Origin of the sequence: Cobetia marina (assembly GCF_001720485.1) — a bacterium.
GTDB lineage: Bacteria > Pseudomonadota > Gammaproteobacteria > Pseudomonadales > Halomonadaceae > Cobetia > Cobetia marina.
Genome location: NZ_CP017114.1, coordinates 828,378 through 845,165, shown reverse-complemented (window position 1 = coordinate 845,165; position 16,788 = coordinate 828,378). Strand labels below are relative to the sequence as shown.

Annotated in this window: 12 protein-coding genes and 1 other RNA gene; 4 read left to right on the top strand and 9 right to left on the bottom strand. The window is 65.2% G+C overall.

The window, feature by feature from the left end; genetic code table 11:
* Nucleotides 1-186: 186 nt before the first annotated feature.
* The 8 genes from BFX80_RS03610 to BFX80_RS03575 all read right to left on the bottom strand — a co-directional run bounded on the left by BFX80_RS03610 (nt 187) and on the right by BFX80_RS03575 (nt 7,713).
* The gene (locus BFX80_RS03610; protein ID WP_084207964.1) at nt 187-666 is read right to left on the bottom strand and encodes a YcgN family cysteine cluster protein; all 480 of its coding nucleotides are present in this window, start codon (nt 664-666) and stop codon (nt 187-189) included.
* A gap of 67 nt (nt 667-733) precedes the next feature.
* Nucleotides 734-1,030: a YcgL domain-containing protein gene (locus BFX80_RS03605; protein WP_077375431.1), complete on the bottom strand. Its 297-nt coding sequence runs from the start codon at nt 1,028-1,030 to the stop codon at nt 734-736.
* A gap of 124 nt (nt 1,031-1,154) precedes the next feature.
* Entirely contained in the window at nt 1,155-2,342 is a 1,188-nt protein-coding gene (gene rnd, locus BFX80_RS03600) for a ribonuclease D (protein WP_084207963.1), read from the bottom strand.
* A gap of 207 nt (nt 2,343-2,549) precedes the next feature.
* The gene (gene recR / locus BFX80_RS03595) at nt 2,550-3,176 is read right to left on the bottom strand and encodes a recombination mediator RecR (protein WP_077375437.1); all 627 of its coding nucleotides are present in this window, start codon (nt 3,174-3,176) and stop codon (nt 2,550-2,552) included.
* Complete coding sequence (locus BFX80_RS03590) at nt 3,176-3,508, bottom strand: YbaB/EbfC family nucleoid-associated protein (RefSeq protein WP_077375440.1); 333 nt, start codon at nt 3,506-3,508, stop codon at nt 3,176-3,178. The genes recR and BFX80_RS03590 overlap by 1 nt, the downstream gene beginning before the upstream one ends.
* A gap of 156 nt (nt 3,509-3,664) precedes the next feature.
* Entirely contained in the window at nt 3,665-5,932 is a 2,268-nt protein-coding gene (dnaX, locus tag BFX80_RS03585) for a DNA polymerase III subunit gamma/tau (RefSeq protein ID WP_084207962.1), read from the bottom strand.
* A gap of 493 nt (nt 5,933-6,425) precedes the next feature.
* Nucleotides 6,426-6,522, bottom strand: an RNA gene (gene ffs / locus BFX80_RS03580) — signal recognition particle sRNA small type.
* 129 nt (nt 6,523-6,651) lie between these two features.
* Nucleotides 6,652-7,713: an AbrB family transcriptional regulator gene (locus tag BFX80_RS03575; protein ID WP_240499660.1), complete on the bottom strand. Its 1,062-nt coding sequence runs from the start codon at nt 7,711-7,713 to the stop codon at nt 6,652-6,654.
* A 196-nt stretch (nt 7,714-7,909) separates the two neighbouring features.
* Here BFX80_RS03575 and BFX80_RS03570 point away from each other — a divergent pair, with 196 nt between their 5' ends.
* From BFX80_RS03570 to BFX80_RS03560, 3 genes are read left to right on the top strand one after another with little or no spacing between them, the layout of a single operon-like run.
* Nucleotides 7,910-8,683 (top strand): response regulator transcription factor, encoded by a 774-nt coding sequence (locus BFX80_RS03570; RefSeq protein ID WP_084207960.1) that lies wholly within the window; start codon nt 7,910-7,912, stop codon nt 8,681-8,683.
* Nucleotides 8,680-10,347, top strand: a complete 1,668-nt coding sequence (locus BFX80_RS03565) for a sensor histidine kinase (protein WP_084207959.1) — start codon at nt 8,680-8,682, stop codon at nt 10,345-10,347. Before BFX80_RS03570 ends, BFX80_RS03565 begins: the two co-directional genes overlap by 4 nt.
* Complete coding sequence (locus BFX80_RS03560; protein WP_084207958.1) at nt 10,341-11,609, top strand: ABC transporter substrate-binding protein; 1,269 nt, start codon at nt 10,341-10,343, stop codon at nt 11,607-11,609. Before BFX80_RS03565 ends, BFX80_RS03560 begins: the two co-directional genes overlap by 7 nt.
* On the opposite strand, the gene mscK is transcribed toward BFX80_RS03560, so the two are convergent.
* A complete protein-coding gene (mscK, locus tag BFX80_RS03555; RefSeq protein WP_084209609.1) occupies nt 11,606-15,142 on the bottom strand; it encodes a mechanosensitive channel MscK in 3,537 nt (1,178 codons plus the stop codon). The two genes, BFX80_RS03560 and mscK, sit on opposite strands and share 4 nt — an antisense overlap.
* Nucleotides 15,143-15,418: 276 nt before the next feature.
* On the opposite strand from mscK, the gene BFX80_RS03550 reads away from it, so the two are divergent.
* Complete coding sequence (locus tag BFX80_RS03550; protein WP_240499659.1) at nt 15,419-16,564, top strand: phospholipase A; 1,146 nt, start codon at nt 15,419-15,421, stop codon at nt 16,562-16,564.
* The last annotated feature ends 224 nt before the right edge of the window (nt 16,565-16,788 follow it).

Here is a 16,788-nt window from a genome sequence, read left to right as displayed (position 1 = left end):
ACAACCAGCCATTGCGCCAGCCGACCCCATGCCTGCCATGCAGACGACGGCTCTGATGCAGACACCACCAGGCCCCACCTGCCTCAGACCAGACAAGGAAAAACAGGCAAAGAAAAAGCGCAGCTCAAGGAGCTGCGCTTGCACGATCAAGACGGGCAGACAGGGAGACGCGAAAACGTCAGCGCCTCAGCTCTCCGGGTCGATGATCGCGATGATATGGTCTTCCAGATCCTGCTGGCGCACCGAGGCCTCGGAGACGGCGAAGCGTGACACCGCGACACCGGCACGCTTGACGCTTCTGGCATCCCCGGTCAGCAGCGGATGCCATTCTGGCAGCTCACGGCCTTCATTCAGGCGGCGATAACCACAGGTTTCCGGCAGCCAGCGCAGCTTGCCCACCGTCTCGACATCCAGCGGGATGCAGCCCGGCACGCGTGTGGCGCGATTGGGGTAATCACGGCAGCTGACCTTGCGCACATCCAGCAGGCGACAGGCGACATCCAGTACCGCGATGTCGCCACTGTCTTCATCCTCGAATTTCAGCAGGCAGCATTGGCCACAGCCATCACACAGTGCCTCCCACTCGGCCGTGTTCAGCTCCGAAAGCGCATGCCGCTCCCAGAAACGCTCACGTTTTTCGCCGTCAGGTTGCGGAACATCACTCATCTTGCTCTCCTCGCCCTGCCGGGCAGCAGGGTCGGTCCAGTCGGTCTCGTCTGACGACGGGCAGTCGTCAGTAGTGCGTTTCCGGCGGCGTCACGCCAATCTCCTTGAGGAGATTTTCCTTGACCGGCGGCATCTGCAGGTAGAAGCCCTGCTCCCGAATCTTCTCCAGCACCGTGGTACTGGCCACACGTGCCAGCGGCTTGTCGGCACGGATCAACAGCGTCATCAACGGCGCAGGCCTGCCGAAGATCTCCAGCAGGGACTCCGGCACATCCTTGAGACCTCGCGTCTTCTCGACGTACAGATACATCTCGTCCTTGCGGGCGCTCTTGTAGATCTCGCAGATCATCTTGTCATCAGTCATCGGGACCACCCATCACGTCATCTTGCAGCGCATGCGCGCATCAGCGTGCGCACGGGACACGAGCGCACGACGTCTCACATTGGTTACGTGATCGCCCCCGGCCATGCCGGAGGCAATCCTTGACTCATTCCGGCTGGAACGCCTTGGCGAGGCGCTCGGCCAGCAGCGCGCCGCGCCAGCCACCCGGCAACGGCAGCGGCTCACCTTCGTAGTCGGCGATCACCAGCGCTTCCATGTCGCGACGCTTGCCGAGAATCTCCGGCTTGAGGTCCTGGGCCTCGGCGACCGCGTTGACCTCACGCTTGAGGCGCTTCATGCGCGCCTTCCATTCCGGCGCCAACGGCGACGGCGGCACGCGCGGCAACTGGCTGTCATCGATCATCGCCACGTCCTTGAGAATTTCCAGCACGCTGTCGCCGATGCGCTTGATCTGCGGCGGGTGGAGCCCCTCGACCTTGGCCAGTTCGAAACGATTGACCGGCAGACGCTCGCAGATGGCGAACAGCTGGGCATCCGCCAGCAGGCGCGAGCGCGGCACGTCACGCAGACGAATCTGGGCCTCACGCCACTCGCACAGGGACTGCCAGGCGGCCAGCCCACGCGGCGTGAGCTTCCACAGGCTGCGATGGCGCTTCCAGTACTCCGGGTCCGGCGTGGCACCCCCGCTGCTGCCCGGGGCACTGCAGTCCTCTTCCAGCCAGGCCATGCGACCCAGCTGATTCAGGGCCTCACGCTGCTGTGCCCAGACCTGCGGCAGGAACAGCACGTCCAGAGCGGCATAGTCACACTGCGCCTGACTCAGCGGACGCTTGAGCCAGTTGGAGCGCGTCTCTTCCTTGGGCACCGTGATGCCGGCCACACGTTCGACCAGACGCTGATAGCCCATGGAGGCCTCGCCACCCGTGAGCCCTTCGGCGATCTGGGTATCGATCAGCGGTGCCGGCGCCACGCCCGCCCAGCGCAGGAAGACTTCCATGTCCTCGCCGCAGGCATGCAGCAGCTTGAGCGGCCCCTCAGGACCCAGCAGACGCTTGAGCGCGTCACTGGCCGGCACCACCGTGGGGTCGATCAGAAAGATGCGCGGCGTCTTGCCATCCGCACCAGGCAGCTCACCATCGCGGGCCGCCATCAGCTGCACCAGTGCCGGAATCGGGAAGAAGGTGGACTCACGGATGAACTCGGTGTCCAGCGCCAACCAGTCGGCGCCCTCAAGTTCGGCACAGGCAGCGGCCAGCGCTTCGGGGGTCTCGACCCAGATGGCGTCGAAGTCTAGCTCTGACAGCAGTGCGGTGGCGGCGGATTGATCACTCATCTGCAAGAATATCTCATGGTGACTGGCTTGCCCGGGCAAGCGATAAATGAAGGGTGACGGGCACTCGCCAGACACCGGGCGGAAACGACGGCGGGCGTGGTGGTTCCTGACCACCACGCCCGCAGACGTGCTGCTGTTGTTGCCTTTCGGACGCTCTGCGTCAAGGACATGCCGCTGGCGAAACGCGACCGGGCGAACCCGACACGTTCAGATCTCGCCGAGGGTAAAGGGCAATCGGCCGCTGAAGGCACGACTCAGCGTACCACCATCGACATATTCCAGCTCGCCACCCATCGGCACGCCATAGGCCAGCCGTGTCAGCTTGAGGGGCTGCCCGCCATGCGCCACATCGCGAAGCTGCTCGGCGATGTAGTGCGCGGTGGCTTCACCCTCGACCGTCGGGTTGGTGGCCAGCACCAGCTCTTCGATCTGACTCTCGCGCACGCGGGTTTCCAGCGCATCCAGGCCGATGTCCTCAGGCCCGATGCCGTCCAGCGGTGACAGGTGGCCATGCAGCACGAAGTAACGTCCCACGTAGCCACCCGCCCCTTCGATGGCAAGCTGGTCCGCGGGGGACTCCACCACGCACAGCACTCGCTCATCACGCCGAGGACTCAGGCACAGCTGACAGATCTCTTCTTCCGTCAGCGTCCGGCAGCGCGCGCAATAGCCGACACGCTCCAGCGCCTCGCCGAGTACACCGACCAGCCGGTCGGCCCCCATGCGATCACGCTCCAGCAGATGCAGCGCCATGCGCTGTGCGGTACGCGGACCGACGCCCGGCAGCACGCGCAGGGCATCCAGCAGCTGATCGACCAGCGGCGAGAATCCCATCAGAACGGCATCTTGAAGCCGGCCGGAAGGTTGAGACCCGCAGTCGCCTCTTCCATCTGCTTCTTGGAATTGACCTCGACCTTGCGCACCGCGTCGTTGACGGCAGCGGCCAGCAGGTCTTCCAGCAGTTCCTTGTCCTCTTCCATCAGACTCGGGTCGACCTCGACGCGCGAGACGTCATGGCGCCCGTTCATGGTGATCTTGACCATGCCGGCACCGGCTTCGCCCTGGACTTCGGCCTTGGCCGCTTCTTCCTGGACCTTCTGCATGCGCTCCTGCATTTCCTGCGCCTGCTTCATGATGTTGCCCATACCGCCTTTTCCACCAAACATGGCTCACCTCATCAATGACGTGTTGTACATGAACTAACGATAAATGCTGTCTGCCAGCCGCGCCATCTGGCATGGCTGGCGTGGGGGCACATGCCCGCAAGCACGTCCCCCCGGAATCCGGGAGCGTCACCGGTCGCGGTGACCGATGACGCTCGATCAGAAATTGTCCGGCTCGAAGGAGTTGACGCTTTCCTCGATCAAGCGCGCGCCCAATTGCTGCTCCAATGACTGGATATGCGGGTCAGCACGCAAGGCTTCAACCGCCCGCAGCTGACGCTCGCCCAGCAGACGAATGCGTCGGCTGTGAGGTGTCTCGAGACCCTCCGGCAGCGGGCCGACATTGATCTCGAGTTCCCGCACCACGCCCTGCCCTGCCAGCGCCTTGTGAATGCGCTCCCGGTGGACATCCGCCATCATCGCGGACTGGGCAGGGTCCAGCCTCAGCTTGAGGTGCGTGCCATCATCGTGCTCGACCAGACAGTGCGCACCGATGTTGCGTGTGATGCCGCCAAGCCCCAGCGCCGGGAATAGCTCCAGCCACGCCGCGTGATTCAAGCGGCCATCACCACTCGGCGCATCGGATGGCGCAGGCGCTGATGCCTGAACCGGCGCGGGAGCCGCTGCCTCGACAGGCTCGGGCATGACCGGCTCAGAGATGGCGGGCTCAGACACGACCGGCGCAGCAGGCTCTGGTTGTGCTGGCGCTGACAATTCAGCAGACGTCGGCGCTGCTGTTTCAGCAGGCTCCGGTGCTGATGCTTCAGCGGGCTCCGGTGCTGATGCTTCAGCGGGCTCCGGCTCCGGTTTCGGCTCCGGTTCCGGCTCCGGTTGCGCCGAACCAAAGGCGGCGCTCAGGCGTGACATCGCCGAGCTGGGCGCAGCGGCTACCTGTGCGGGCGCAGCCACCGGCTCCGACGGCTGCGGCGCTTGCGCCCCCGTGGCAGACATCGCCGGAGCTGACTCGGCAGCCGGCGCTGACCCTGTCGCGGCCGATGTCTGGGGCTCATCTTGTGTCAGGTCGCGAAAGCCGGCATCCCGGGCGTCATGGGGAACGTCCTCCGTCGCCCAGGGGGGCGGCTCGTCCGCCATCGGCGGCGGTGCTTCAGTCACCGGTGCGGCAGACTGCGGAGCTGCGGGAGCCACCGAGGCAGCCGGGGCCTGCTGTACCGGTGCTTCTTGAACAGGAGCCTGCTGAGCCGGAGCTTGTTGAACAGGAGCCTGTTGAGCCGGAGCTTGTTGAGCCGAAGCCTGCGGCGCGGACGCCTGTGGTGCCGGGGCTTGAGCGGCGCCCTCCGGCTGGCCGGTCATCGGCAGCGGCGTCTGCGCCGGACGCGGCACGCCCTGCGGGCGGAAGGCCAGCATGCGCAGCAACGTCATCTCCAGCGCGGTGCGGGCATCCGGCGCATTGGCCATGTCGGCGCGCCCCTGCAGGGCGATCTGGTAATAGAGCTGCACGTCTTCGCCTGTGAAGCGGCTGGCCAGCGCCAGCAGTGCATCACGGTCACCATGGCCGTTGTCCAGCGCGCTCGGCACCATCTGAGCGATCGCCAGGCGATGGAAGACGGAGGCCATGTCATCCAGCACCCCACCGTAATCCGGGCCCTGCTCGGCCAGCGTCGCGACCTCCGCCAGCAGACTCGCGGCGTTCAATTCCGCCAGACATTCCAGCAGCGCCAGCACATGACGGTGATCCAGGGTGCCCAGCATGGCGGCGACATCTTCGCGCCGCACCTGACCATGCCCGAAGGCGATCGCCTGGTCCGTCAGACTCATGGCGTCACGCATCGAGCCATCGGCGGCCTTGCCGAGCAACCACAGCGCGTCTTCCTCGAAGCTGACTTCCTCACGCCCGAGAATGTCGGTGAGGTGCTCGACCACGCGGACCGGCGGCATGTTCTTGAGCGTGAACTGCAGGCAGCGCGACAGGATGGTGACCGGCAGCTTCTGCGGATCAGTGGTCGCGAGCAGGAATTTCACATGGGGCGGCGGCTCTTCCAGCGTCTTGAGCAGCGCATTGAAACTGTGGGTCGACAGCATGTGCACCTCATCGATGAGGTACACCTTGTAGCGTCCCTGGGTCGGGGCGTACTGGACGTTGTCCAAAAGCTCACGCGTGTCCTCGACCTTGGTCCGCGAGGCGGCGTCGACTTCGATCAGGTCGACGAAGCGCCCCTCGTCGATCTCGCGACAGGTGCCACACACGCCGCAGGGTCTGGAGCTGACACCCTCCTCGCAGTTCAGACACTTGGCGAGAATGCGCGCCAGCGTCGTCTTGCCGACACCGCGAGTCCCGGTGAACAGATAGGCATGGTGCAGGCGCCCCTGATCGAGGGCATTGACCAGCGCACGGCTGACATGCTCCTGACCGATCAGTTCGTGAAAATTGCGCGGGCGCCACTTGCGCGCCAATACCTGATAGCTCATTGAGCGAGGCATTCCTTGGGTGATCTGAAACATGAGCGGAAAGCCTGCACGACCCGGATAAGCGTCACCACCGACAGTCGACAGACGGAGACCGATGACGCGGCCTCGCTGAGAATGCGCTCATTCTAGCGACTTGCCGAGTGGCTTCAAAGCACGTAACCACTTGTGCAACGGGATTGCTGTCTCCAGGCCCGCATGACGGGCCCGACGGCGGAACATGACAGTCGAACATGACGATCAAGCATGAGGATCGCACACGGGTGTTGGTCATAGATGCCGAACGCGGGTGTTGAACATAAGCGCCGAACGCGGGTGCTGGACGCGGATGTCGAACATAAGCGCCGAACAGGGAAGCCAAAGGCACAAGACGGATACGACAAGACGCCCGACAGGGCATGGCAACGTACGAAGGGTCGATCAGGGGACTTGCGGGGGAACACGTAGACGTGGCATTTCAGGCATGCGGATCTTTGCTGCCCTGAAATGGAGGCGGCCCCATCAGCCACATCCCGGCACACGCGTCAGCCACTACCGTTGCTCCCTTCCGGGCCTGGCGGGGTTTGCAGCCTAGCATTGCGGGAGGACCAACAGGGCCACCACAGACATGATCAATCGGTGAACTACCGAGCCAATCGCTTGAACTTCAAGCACTTGGCGTGATCAAGGCGCACACTATAACAGCGTGTTGCCGCCCTCACAAGAGGGGATGTCGCAGCGCCTCAATCCCCCTTCCTCTCATCGCACGCCTCGCCGTCAGGTACCGGCGCACGCCTCCGGAAATGGCGCACCATCAGCGGTAGCGCCAGCATCAGTACGATCATGCGCAGAAGGTGATGAAAGGCGACGAAGACGGGATCGAGATCCAGCGCCACCGCCAGCAGTGCCATCTCGCCGATCCCGCCCGGTGCCAGTGCCAGAAAGGCCACATCGCGCGGCACGCCCATTGCCTGATGGATCACTTCGGCGAAGCCACCCAGTACCGCAAGCGCGATCAGTGTCGCGATGCCCGATTGCCCCATTAACCCCGCCAGTCTGGCGGGTGAGAGCCCCTTGAAACGTGCCCCGATGGCGCAGCCCAGCACCAGCTGCATCACATCCGTCCCCCATATCGGGGGCGCAAAGCGCACCACCTCGGCCAATGACAACGCCATCGCCACCAGCAATGGCCCCAGCAACGCGGCATTCGGCAAGCGCAGGCGCCTGCCCAGAGGCAACAGCAACGGCAACGTCAGTACCAGCCACAGCCCGCTCACTGGCGGGTCGCCTACCCTGTCCGCTCCACCGCCTCCCTCCAGCAGCCAGTAGAGCGGCGGCAGGATGAGTATCACCAGCAGCACGCGCAGCGACTGGGCCACCGCGATACGCTGGGCATCGCCGCCACTGCGCTCCCCGATGATCACCATCGCCGTCAGCACCCCGGGCACCGAGGCGAACCAGGCACTGGTGGCATCGAAGCCGCAGCGTCGATACCAGGCGGCACAGGCCAGTGTCGAGGCCAGCACGCCGAGCAACAGCAATGTCCCCGACAGCCACCAGCTGGCAAGGTGCGAGACCAGCTCCGGCGACACTCGCGCTCCCAACGTCAGACCCAGCACCCCGAGAAACAGGCTGCGCAATCGCTCCGGCACGGCGAGTGTCAGCCCTGCCATGGCACCGAGCAGATTGGCGACCAGCGGCCCCAGCATCCACGCCAGCGGCATGCCGGTCAGCTGGAAGAGGCTGCCTCCCGCCACGCCCAGCGCCAGCGAGACCGCCAGCGATTTCCACTGATCGTTATCCACGGATGGAGTCCTGAAGCGCTGTCTGACAGCGCGCACGAACGAGATGAGTGACATTCCGACATCCTTGTCAGCGGCACGAGGGGAGCCTGTGATGGTACGCTAGCCACATGGCTTGTTGCCCTGATGATCCTACCGTGAATCGTGGTGCCTTCGGCAGCCACCTGAACGGGAATACCGTGCATCTCCCGGAGCCCGGATGACCCCCACGCAATCGACACCTTCCACCCCTTCCCGACAGACGCCGTCACTGCTGCTGGTGGAGGACGACGCACTGCTCTCCAGTACCCTGCACAGTGTCTTCATCAGCGAGGGACTCGACGTCACGCACCTGGCCGATGGCAGCGCGGCGCTGGCGCGACTCTCGCCAGGACAGCCGCACGGCTTCGCGCTGGTCGTGCTGGATCTCAACCTGCCCGGCGCCTCGGGGCTCGAGATACTGGCCGCCCTGCGTGAGCACGATCGCCATACCCCGGTCCTGATTCTCACCGCCCGCGGCGCCATCGAGGATCGCGTACGCGGACTGGATCTCGGTGCCGACGACTACCTCGCCAAACCCTTCGTGCTCGATGAACTGGAAGCCCGCGTGCGTGCTCTGCTGCGTCGTCATGCCAATCATCAGGCCAGCCAGGCCACGCATCAGGGCCGGGCGCTCAAACAGCGACTGGTGGTGGGCAGTCTGGCCTTCGAGCCGCTGAATGGTCGCTTCCTGCTGGCCGAGGCACCGCTGTCACTGCCCCCGCGCGAGCAGCGTCTGCTTGGCTGCCTGATCCAGCACGCCGGTGAGCCGGTGGACAAGGCCCGCCTGACCCGCGAGGCCTTCGGCGAGCAGGAGGCGGTCGGCGACAACGCCATCGAGGTCTATGTCCACCGCCTGCGCAAGCGCCTGGACGGCAGCGACGTCAGTCTGCGCACCATTCGCGGCCTCGGCTATCTGCTGGAACAGGCCCCGGCGGAGAGCCGGACTCCTTGAGCGCGCTCGACTCACACCAGGCCACGGCATCCCCACAGCCCCCACGCGATGCCCAACAGCCCGTCAGTCTCTATCGTCGTCTGCTGAGCTGGCTGCTGATCCCGCTGCTGGCCCTGGGCACCCTGTTGCTGGTGCAGGCCTTCCTGTCCGCGCGTGAAGCCGCGGACCGCGCCTATGATCGTCTGCTGGAAGCCTCGCTGGTGACCATCGCCGAGCAGGTCAAATGGCAGGATGGTCAGCTATGGCTCGACCTGCCGCCGGCAGCCCTGGAAATGCTGGCCACCGATGCCCAGGAGCGGGTCTTCTACAGCCTGGTGGACGCCGATGGCGAGCAGGTCACGGGCAACACGCGGCTGCCCGATGCACGAAGCGAGGCCGGCACACATGGCACGCGGGACGAGATGGCGGGACGCAGTGGCGAACTGGCCTTTCGCGACATCGCCTGGCAGGGGCAGGCACTGCGCCTGGGCACGCTAGATACCCGCCTCGGTGGCTGGGGTGATGACCCGCGTCATGGCCAACGCTTCAGCATTCGTGTCGCCCATACCCGCGAAGGGCGCGATGCGCTGACCCAGGAGCTGTACCGTGGCTCGCTGGTGCGCCTGGCAGGCATGGCCATTCTGGCCCTGATGGTGGTGCTGGTGGGCGTGCGCATGGCGCTTGCGCCCCTCACGCGGCTGCGGCGAGCCATCCGCGAACGCGACCCGCGCAGCCTGGCGGCCTTGCAGCTGACGCTGCCGCGCGAGCTTGAGGAACTCAAGCATGCCCTCAATGAGCTGCTGTCCCGCATGCGCCGGGTCCGTGCCAATCAGGAGCGCTTCATCGGCGATGCCTCCCATCAGTTGCGCACGCCCCTGGCCGGTCTCTCCGCGCATGCCGAGCTGGCCCTGCGCCAGCAGGACCCGAGCGCCTGGCACGCGGCACTGGCACAGATGCAGGCCACCGCCAGCCACACCGCCCACCTGGCCAATCAGCTGCTGTCACTGACACGTCTCAACAATCCGGAAGTGCAACCTCCTCGGGTGCCGCTGGAGCTCTCGAGCCTGGTGCGCGACACGGTCAGCCGTCATTTCCTGCGCTGTGATCGCGCCGGTGTGGATCTCGGCCTCGAGATCGCGCCGGACATCGACCATGCCGCCTGGACGCCGGGTGTGGACTGGCAACTGCAGGAGGCGCTGGCCAACCTGATCGACAACGCCTGCAAGCATGGCGCGCGGGTGGTGACCGTGACGCTGAGCCGCGAGCACGCGATACCCGCCAGCGGAGAAGACGCGGCACGTGAATCGGCCACGCCAGGCCGTCTGCGCCTGAGCGTCGAGGATGATGGCCCGGGCATCACGCCGGAGCGGCGTCTGCTGGTGCTGCGCCCCTTTCATCGCCATGCCCGGGCAGACCAGCACCCGGCCGCCCAGCCGATGTCCGATGCCTCAGGCGGCCAGGCACCCGAGCAGAGTGGCGCAGGGCTCGGGCTTGCCATCGTCGATGGCATTGCCCGCCACCACGATGCCCGGCTGTCATTGGAGGCCTCCGACCCTGCCCCCGCTGATGGCGCTCGGCCGGGACTGCGCGTGAGCTTTCACCTGCTGCCCTGCCCGCCTCCCGTGACCGCCACTGCCCCAGCCTCACGCGAGGCATCGACCGGCCCCAAGGGGGATGCATGTTGAGAACGCACCGCTGCTGGGCCGCCGTGCTCACCGTCGTCGGGCTGGCCATCGCGTCGTTGTGCTCGGCACAGGACATCGCGAGCTTCGACCCGCAACTCGATGAGCATCAGGCACTCTGGCTCAAGGCAGGAGAGCCCGTGGCCGCGCAGGCTGTCCAGTCCGGGGAAGAGGCGGATCTGGTGATCCATGCGGCGCTGGATCTGCCCGAGATTCGTCCGCTGCTGCAACGCTACAGCCGCGAACACCCCGGGATGCTGCTGCATTACGTCAATCGCTCCGCGCTGGCGCTGGAAGCCCGCTATCTGGCCGCCCCCCTGACACCTCGGGCCGACCTGATGATTTCCTCGGCCATGGGCCTGCAGTACCGTCTGGCCAATGGCGGCCATGCACGCCCGCTGCAAGCCGCGAACCTGACAGGCTGGCCCGAGAGCTCACGCTGGCGCAATGAGCTGTTCGCCATGAGCTTCGAGCCCATCGTGATGGTGGCGCGCCGCGATGCGCTGAAGCGTCTGGCCGACAGCGAAGGACTGCGCGACCCTCGCGATGCCCTGCGCAGTCATCGGGATCTCTGGCATCTGCTGGAGACACGCCGGGAGCTGCTGCGCGGTCGCGTGATCACCTACGACCCGCGTCGCAGCGGCTCCGGCTTCACCTATGCCGTCTCCGATGCCCGTCAGTCGCCTCGCTACTGGACACTGGTGCGCGCCATGGGTCAGGCCGATGCACGGCTGGTGACCACCACCGGCGCCATGCTCGAGGCACTGGCCAACGGCGAGGTGGATATCGCCTACAACCTGGTCGGGCCCTATGCCATCTCCTTTGCCCGCGCGCACCCTGAGCTGCTGGTGATCGTGCCGGAAGACTACGTGCTGATTCAGCGCCGACTGGCGTTCGTGCCGCGCCAGGCGCCGCATGGTGATGCCGGCGAGGCATTTCTGGACTGGTGGTTGAGTCTTGAGGGCCAACAGGCGGTGGCCAGTGACAGCGATCTGGGCGCATTGCATCCCGAGGTGAGCGGTGACGGCAGCGCGCGTGATCTGCGTGAACGTCTCGGCAACGCGCTGCGCCCCATCGAGATAGGCCCCGGCCTGCTCGCCACCCTCGACAGGCTCAAGCAGGCCAGCTTCCTGAGCCGCTGGGCGCTGGAGTTTCGGGCCCCGGCGCCCGGGCCCAGGTCTGGCTCTGAGCCTGCGTCTGAGTCTGAGTCTGAAACCAGGCCTGCGCCTGAGACTCAAGCAACACCGGCCACGCTCGACGACTAGCGGCCGCCGCCATCCCCCCCGTCGCCGTCCGTCGCGTCGGGCGCGGATTCGCGCAACCCGGCATCTTCACGGCCGCCCACGCCGGTGGTCGGCTTGCGACGAGCGATCAAGGCGCCGCCCTCACGGTGCTCGCTGCTTGACGGTGCGTCTCCCGTCTCGGCTCCAACGCTTTCCGGCGAGCCGCTGGCCGCTCTGAGCGGCTCGCCCGTGGCCGCTCGCTGCTCGATGAGACGCTCGGTGCCATCCTGACGATGCAGCCAGACATCCATCTGCTGGAAGGCCACCTTGAGACCGTTCTCGCGGAAGCGTGCATCGACCCAGCGATTGATCTCGTCTGTCGCATACAGACGGTCGGTAAGGTCGTTGACGTAGATGCGCAGCTCGAAGCCGAAGTTGTCCTTGTTGTAGCTCAGACAGAACACCAGAGGCTCCGGGTCCTTGAGCACCCGCCTGTTCTCCTGGGCGGCCTGCATCAGCAGGCGGTGCGCCAGATCCAGATCACTGCCATGGGCGACGCCGAAGTTGAGCACCACCCGCGTCACGTTGTCCGAGAGTGACCAGTTGATCAGCTGGTCGGTCACGAACACCTTGTTGGGAATGATGATCTCCTTGCGGTCGAAATCCGTCACCGTGGTGGCACGGATACGGATACGACTGACCGTCCCGTGCAGATTGCCGATGGTGATGGTGTCGCCGATGCGTACCGGGCGCTCGAACAGGATGATCAGACCCGAGATGAAGTTGGCGAAGATCTCCTGCAGACCGAAGCCCAGGCCGACACTCAACGCCGCCACCAGCCACTGCAGCTTGTCCCAGCTGACGCCCATGCTGCCCAGTGTCATCACGAAGCCCGTCGCCATGATCACGTAGGACAGCAGCGAGGTGATCGCATAGCTCGACCCCTGCTTGAGTTCGAGCCGCGACAGGATCGAGACCTCCAGCAGGCCCGGCAGGTTGCGCGCCATCATCACCGCGACCCCGAGAGTGACCAGCGCCGCGATCAGGTCCGCCAGCGAGATGGGGGTCGCGGAATCTCCCTCGGCCGAGGCGGCGATCTCCCAGACCACGACGCTGTCCAGGTAGCTGAGCACATTGAGCAGATCCGCCCAGACCAGATAGAAGATGAACATGAAGCTGATGACCAGAATCAGCTTCGACAGACGCAACGACTGGGAGTTGACCTGCTCCATGTCCAGCGGCGGCTCCTCGACCACCTCGACGCCGCCCTCCGCGCCTTCCTGCACCTGGGCTCGCCGACGCGCCACGGCACGTCGATACGCCAGACGGCGCGCCGCGACTGCCAGCCCGCGCACCACGGTGGCCTCGACCAGAATCCAGGCACCGAACAGGAACAGCGTGGTGATGAAGCGTCCACTGAGGCGCAGTGCCGTGTACTCATACCCCAGGCAGATCAGCACGCCCAGCGCCACCGGCACCATGGCCATGGCCAGCCCCAGAATCAGGCGGAACAGCTTGAGACCGAAGAACGGCACATGCGCCAGAATCAACCGCGAGAGACAGAAGCTCATCGCGCATAGCCCCGAGAACAGGATCAGCAGACCCAACGGGCGCTCCAGCAGATTGAGATCCGCCTCGCTGATGATGTTGGTGGTCAGGATGACCGGCAGCAGCGCGCAGCCCAGCCACCACAGATGGCGGCGCAGCTCGGCCACGTAGTTGGCAGGCCACTGGAAGTGACGCTCGGCCACGCCGTCCTTGACCAGCAGGCGCCGGAAGATGGCGAAGATCCCCCATGCCAGCGCCAGCTTGAGCAGCGCCTGGCCCAGCGCCCACAGCATGACGCCCTCCCCCAGCGACAGCACGCTGCCGATCAGTGCCAGCGCGAGTGCACCGGGGATCGCCAGCATCACGTTGAGCAGGATCGCCCGCGGAGTGTGCAGCTGGGTGTCCTGCTTGAGGCGGCCTATCTGGGCATGCAGGTCCGCCAGGCGCGATCGGATGTGCGAGCGCTTCCAGGTGATGAAGATCAGCAACAGCAGCCCCGGCAGCGCCACCCACAGATCATTGAGCTGGAAGCCCTTGGACAGCCCCGCCACCACGCCGCGCCATACGGTGGGCTTGAGCTCGTCCGCCAGCATTTGTGGAGTACGCGACAGCCAGTCCAGGTCCAGTGGCTTGCCATTGGCGACCCAGAAGAGCTGCTCCTCGATGGTCTGGCGCAGGCGTCCGGAGACTTCGAGCAACTGCTGCTGGTTGAGCTGCAGATCAATGGCGCGCGCCAGCAGGCTGTCATATTCCTTGTCGAGCTTGTCGACCAGCTCCTTGCGGGCCTCCAGCTGGCGAGTCAGCGCCTGACGCAGCTCGGAGCTGACCGTCTGGGCATCGGCGTTGCCGCCGGGGCGCTCCAGCGCGGCGCTTTCGCTCAGCACTTCGCTTTGCAGATAGTGCGGAATGTCCGCGAGCTGTTCGCGCACCTTGTTGAGCTCGAACTGCTTGAGGCGCAGATCGGCGATCTCTTCCTTCAGGTCCTGACGCACGTCGACCTTGGGCAGATGGCTCTGTTGCTCACGCAGGATACGCGCCAGCAGCACGCTGCCCTTGATGGCCTCGATCTGCTCGCTCATGGTGCGCTCGACCTGGGTGACGCGGTCCAGCTGGGTGCGCACCTCGAGACCATCGCGGATCACGGCGTTGACGCGATCCGTGATCGCCAGCAGCTGGCTGCTGAGTTCACGGTTGCGACTCAAGACCTGCTGGAAGATGGGGTTGCTGGTCAGCTCGGCATTCTCGCCGCTGGTGGCCTCCGCGATGGTCTGCTCGGACTGGTCTCGCCGCTTGGCGTTGACCAGGCTCTGCACCACCTTGAGGTCCTGCTCGAGAGTCTCGATACGCCGGCTGTAGAGCGTCTTGCGTACCTGCGCCAGCTCTCGCAGCTGCGAACTGGAGTTGAGCTCGGTGTGACTGAGCTCGCCACGTGCCTCGGCCAGGGCCAGACGCGCCTCCAGCAGGTCTCGGCCCGTGCCGGTCAGTGCCTGGCTGTCGCTGCCGGAGAGCTGGGTCTGCAGGCGCTGCACCTGCTGCTGGGCATCTGCCAGGGTCGAACGAGAGCGCTCCGGCAGACTCTGGGCATTGATGAGGCGCCGATTGGTACTCGCGAGCTTGTCCTGCAGGCTCTGGAGCTCGTCCAGGATACGCGTCATGCGCGCATCCAATGCCTCCACCGATTCCTCGGCGAGACTCGCTTCATCGAGCTGACTGGTGCTGTCGCGAGGCAGGCTCGCCAGCGCTGCCTGGGCCTCGGCCAGATCACCCGGCGCCGTCTTCACCTCGGCCTTGATGTCCTTGAGGTTGCTGTTGGCCTCACCGAGATCATCGAGTACCGTCAGGGTTTCCTTGAGATCCGCGATCCGCTGGCGTGTCTCCGCGTCAGGCTTCTCGACGCTCTGCAGGTCCTCCAGCTGGCCCTGCACATCGCTGCGCTCCACGACGGCCTGTGCCATGCCGGGCAAGGCGCACAGCAGCACGACAAGCATCATCACGATCCATCGCGTCGTCGCTCTCAAGGAATTCATGCCTGACACATCCATCTCCTCACCCGCATCGTTACCAGAGGCAGACCTCTCGGGGTCCACGATGCCTGCATTGTCAACTGAGCCTCCGTCAGGCGCAATCGCTCCGACACCTCCCCGCCAAGCGCACCATGGGGATGTGAGCGGCAGGCGACAGAGGTGTCGTCGGTTGCCAGCTGGCACCCCACGCCTGCCAGCCAGTAGAATGGCAGACTTGTCATGATCGTTGCCCCATAATGCGCTGCTCGTCTCTTGCGGTGTTACAGACAGGATATTTCCATGCTTCTCTGCCCTACCTCCACCGGCTCTCGGCCAGTCGCGGCATGCCTGTCCGGAATGCTGGCGTCAGCGCTGCTGACCTGCGCCCCACTGGCCAGCGCAGACGTGCCCTACACCATGGACAGCCAGGGCCGCGTGGTACTGGCCAATGGCCAGCGCTTCACGCCCCGAGAACTGGGGATGACTCCGGCCCAGGCGCGTGCAGGGGCACGCAAGAGCGATCCACGTCGCACGCCGATCTATACGCAGCCCGCACGTGGCGGCGCAGAGCTGGCGGCGAGTGATGACGCCCCTGCCACCGTGGAAGGTCAGGAGAGTCAGGGGCAGGACAGCCTGGCTCAGAAACGTGCCGAGGAGCGGGTGGTGCTCGAGGACGATGCCGAGAGCAATCCCCTGGCCATCACCGCCTACAAGCGCAACTATCTGCTGCCCTGGGCCTACAACTCGACCCCGAATGAGAGCAGCTTCGCCCAGGTGACCCGCGAAGGCGAGGTGGACAACACCGAGGTGAAGTACCAGCTCAGTCTCAAGGTCGGGTTGGTGAATGACATCTTCGATGACAATGGCGACCTGTACTTCGCCTATACCCAGCGCAGCTGGTGGCAGGCCTACAACTCCGATGCCTCGGCGCCGTTCCGCGAGACCAACTACGAGCCGGAAGCCTTCCTTCAGTTCGACAATCGCTATGAACTGCTGGGCTGGACCAACACGCGCAATCGCATCGGTTTCGCCCATCAGTCCAACGGGCGTTCCGACCCGCTGTCTCGCAGCTGGAACCGGGTCTATGCCGACATGATGTTCCAGAATGGCGACTGGGCCGTGGCGATCACGCCGCATTGGCGCGTGCCGGAGGAGTCCGATGAGGACGACAATCCGGACCTCTACAACTACATCGGCTACGGCGACATCACCGTGGGCTATACCGCGGATCAGCACGAGTTCACCTGGATGGTGCGCGGCAACCCCTCCAAGGGCAATTTCGGCAACCAGCTGGATTACTCCTTCCCGCTGTTCGGCAAGGTGCGCGGCTACGTGCAGTACTACCACGGCTATGGCGAGAGCCTCATCGACTACGACCACAGCGTGAACCGCCTGGGGCTGGGCTTCTCGATCAACACCTTCTTCGCCGGCCTGCCAGAGACCTGATCTTCGGCCAGCGCGCCTCTCACGGGCCGCCGAGCCATGATCCCCTCGCCACGCAACGGGCAGCCCAGGCTGCCCGTTGCGTCGTTTCAGGCCGTGCAGACAGGATTCACCCTCCCTGATCCAGATCAACGAATGCGCCTCGGCTCCCCCGATATCATCATCCAGGCATTGCCAGCCCTTGTGTTTGTTCCCGGTGGCCCCAAGGATTTGTTCATGACCAGAAA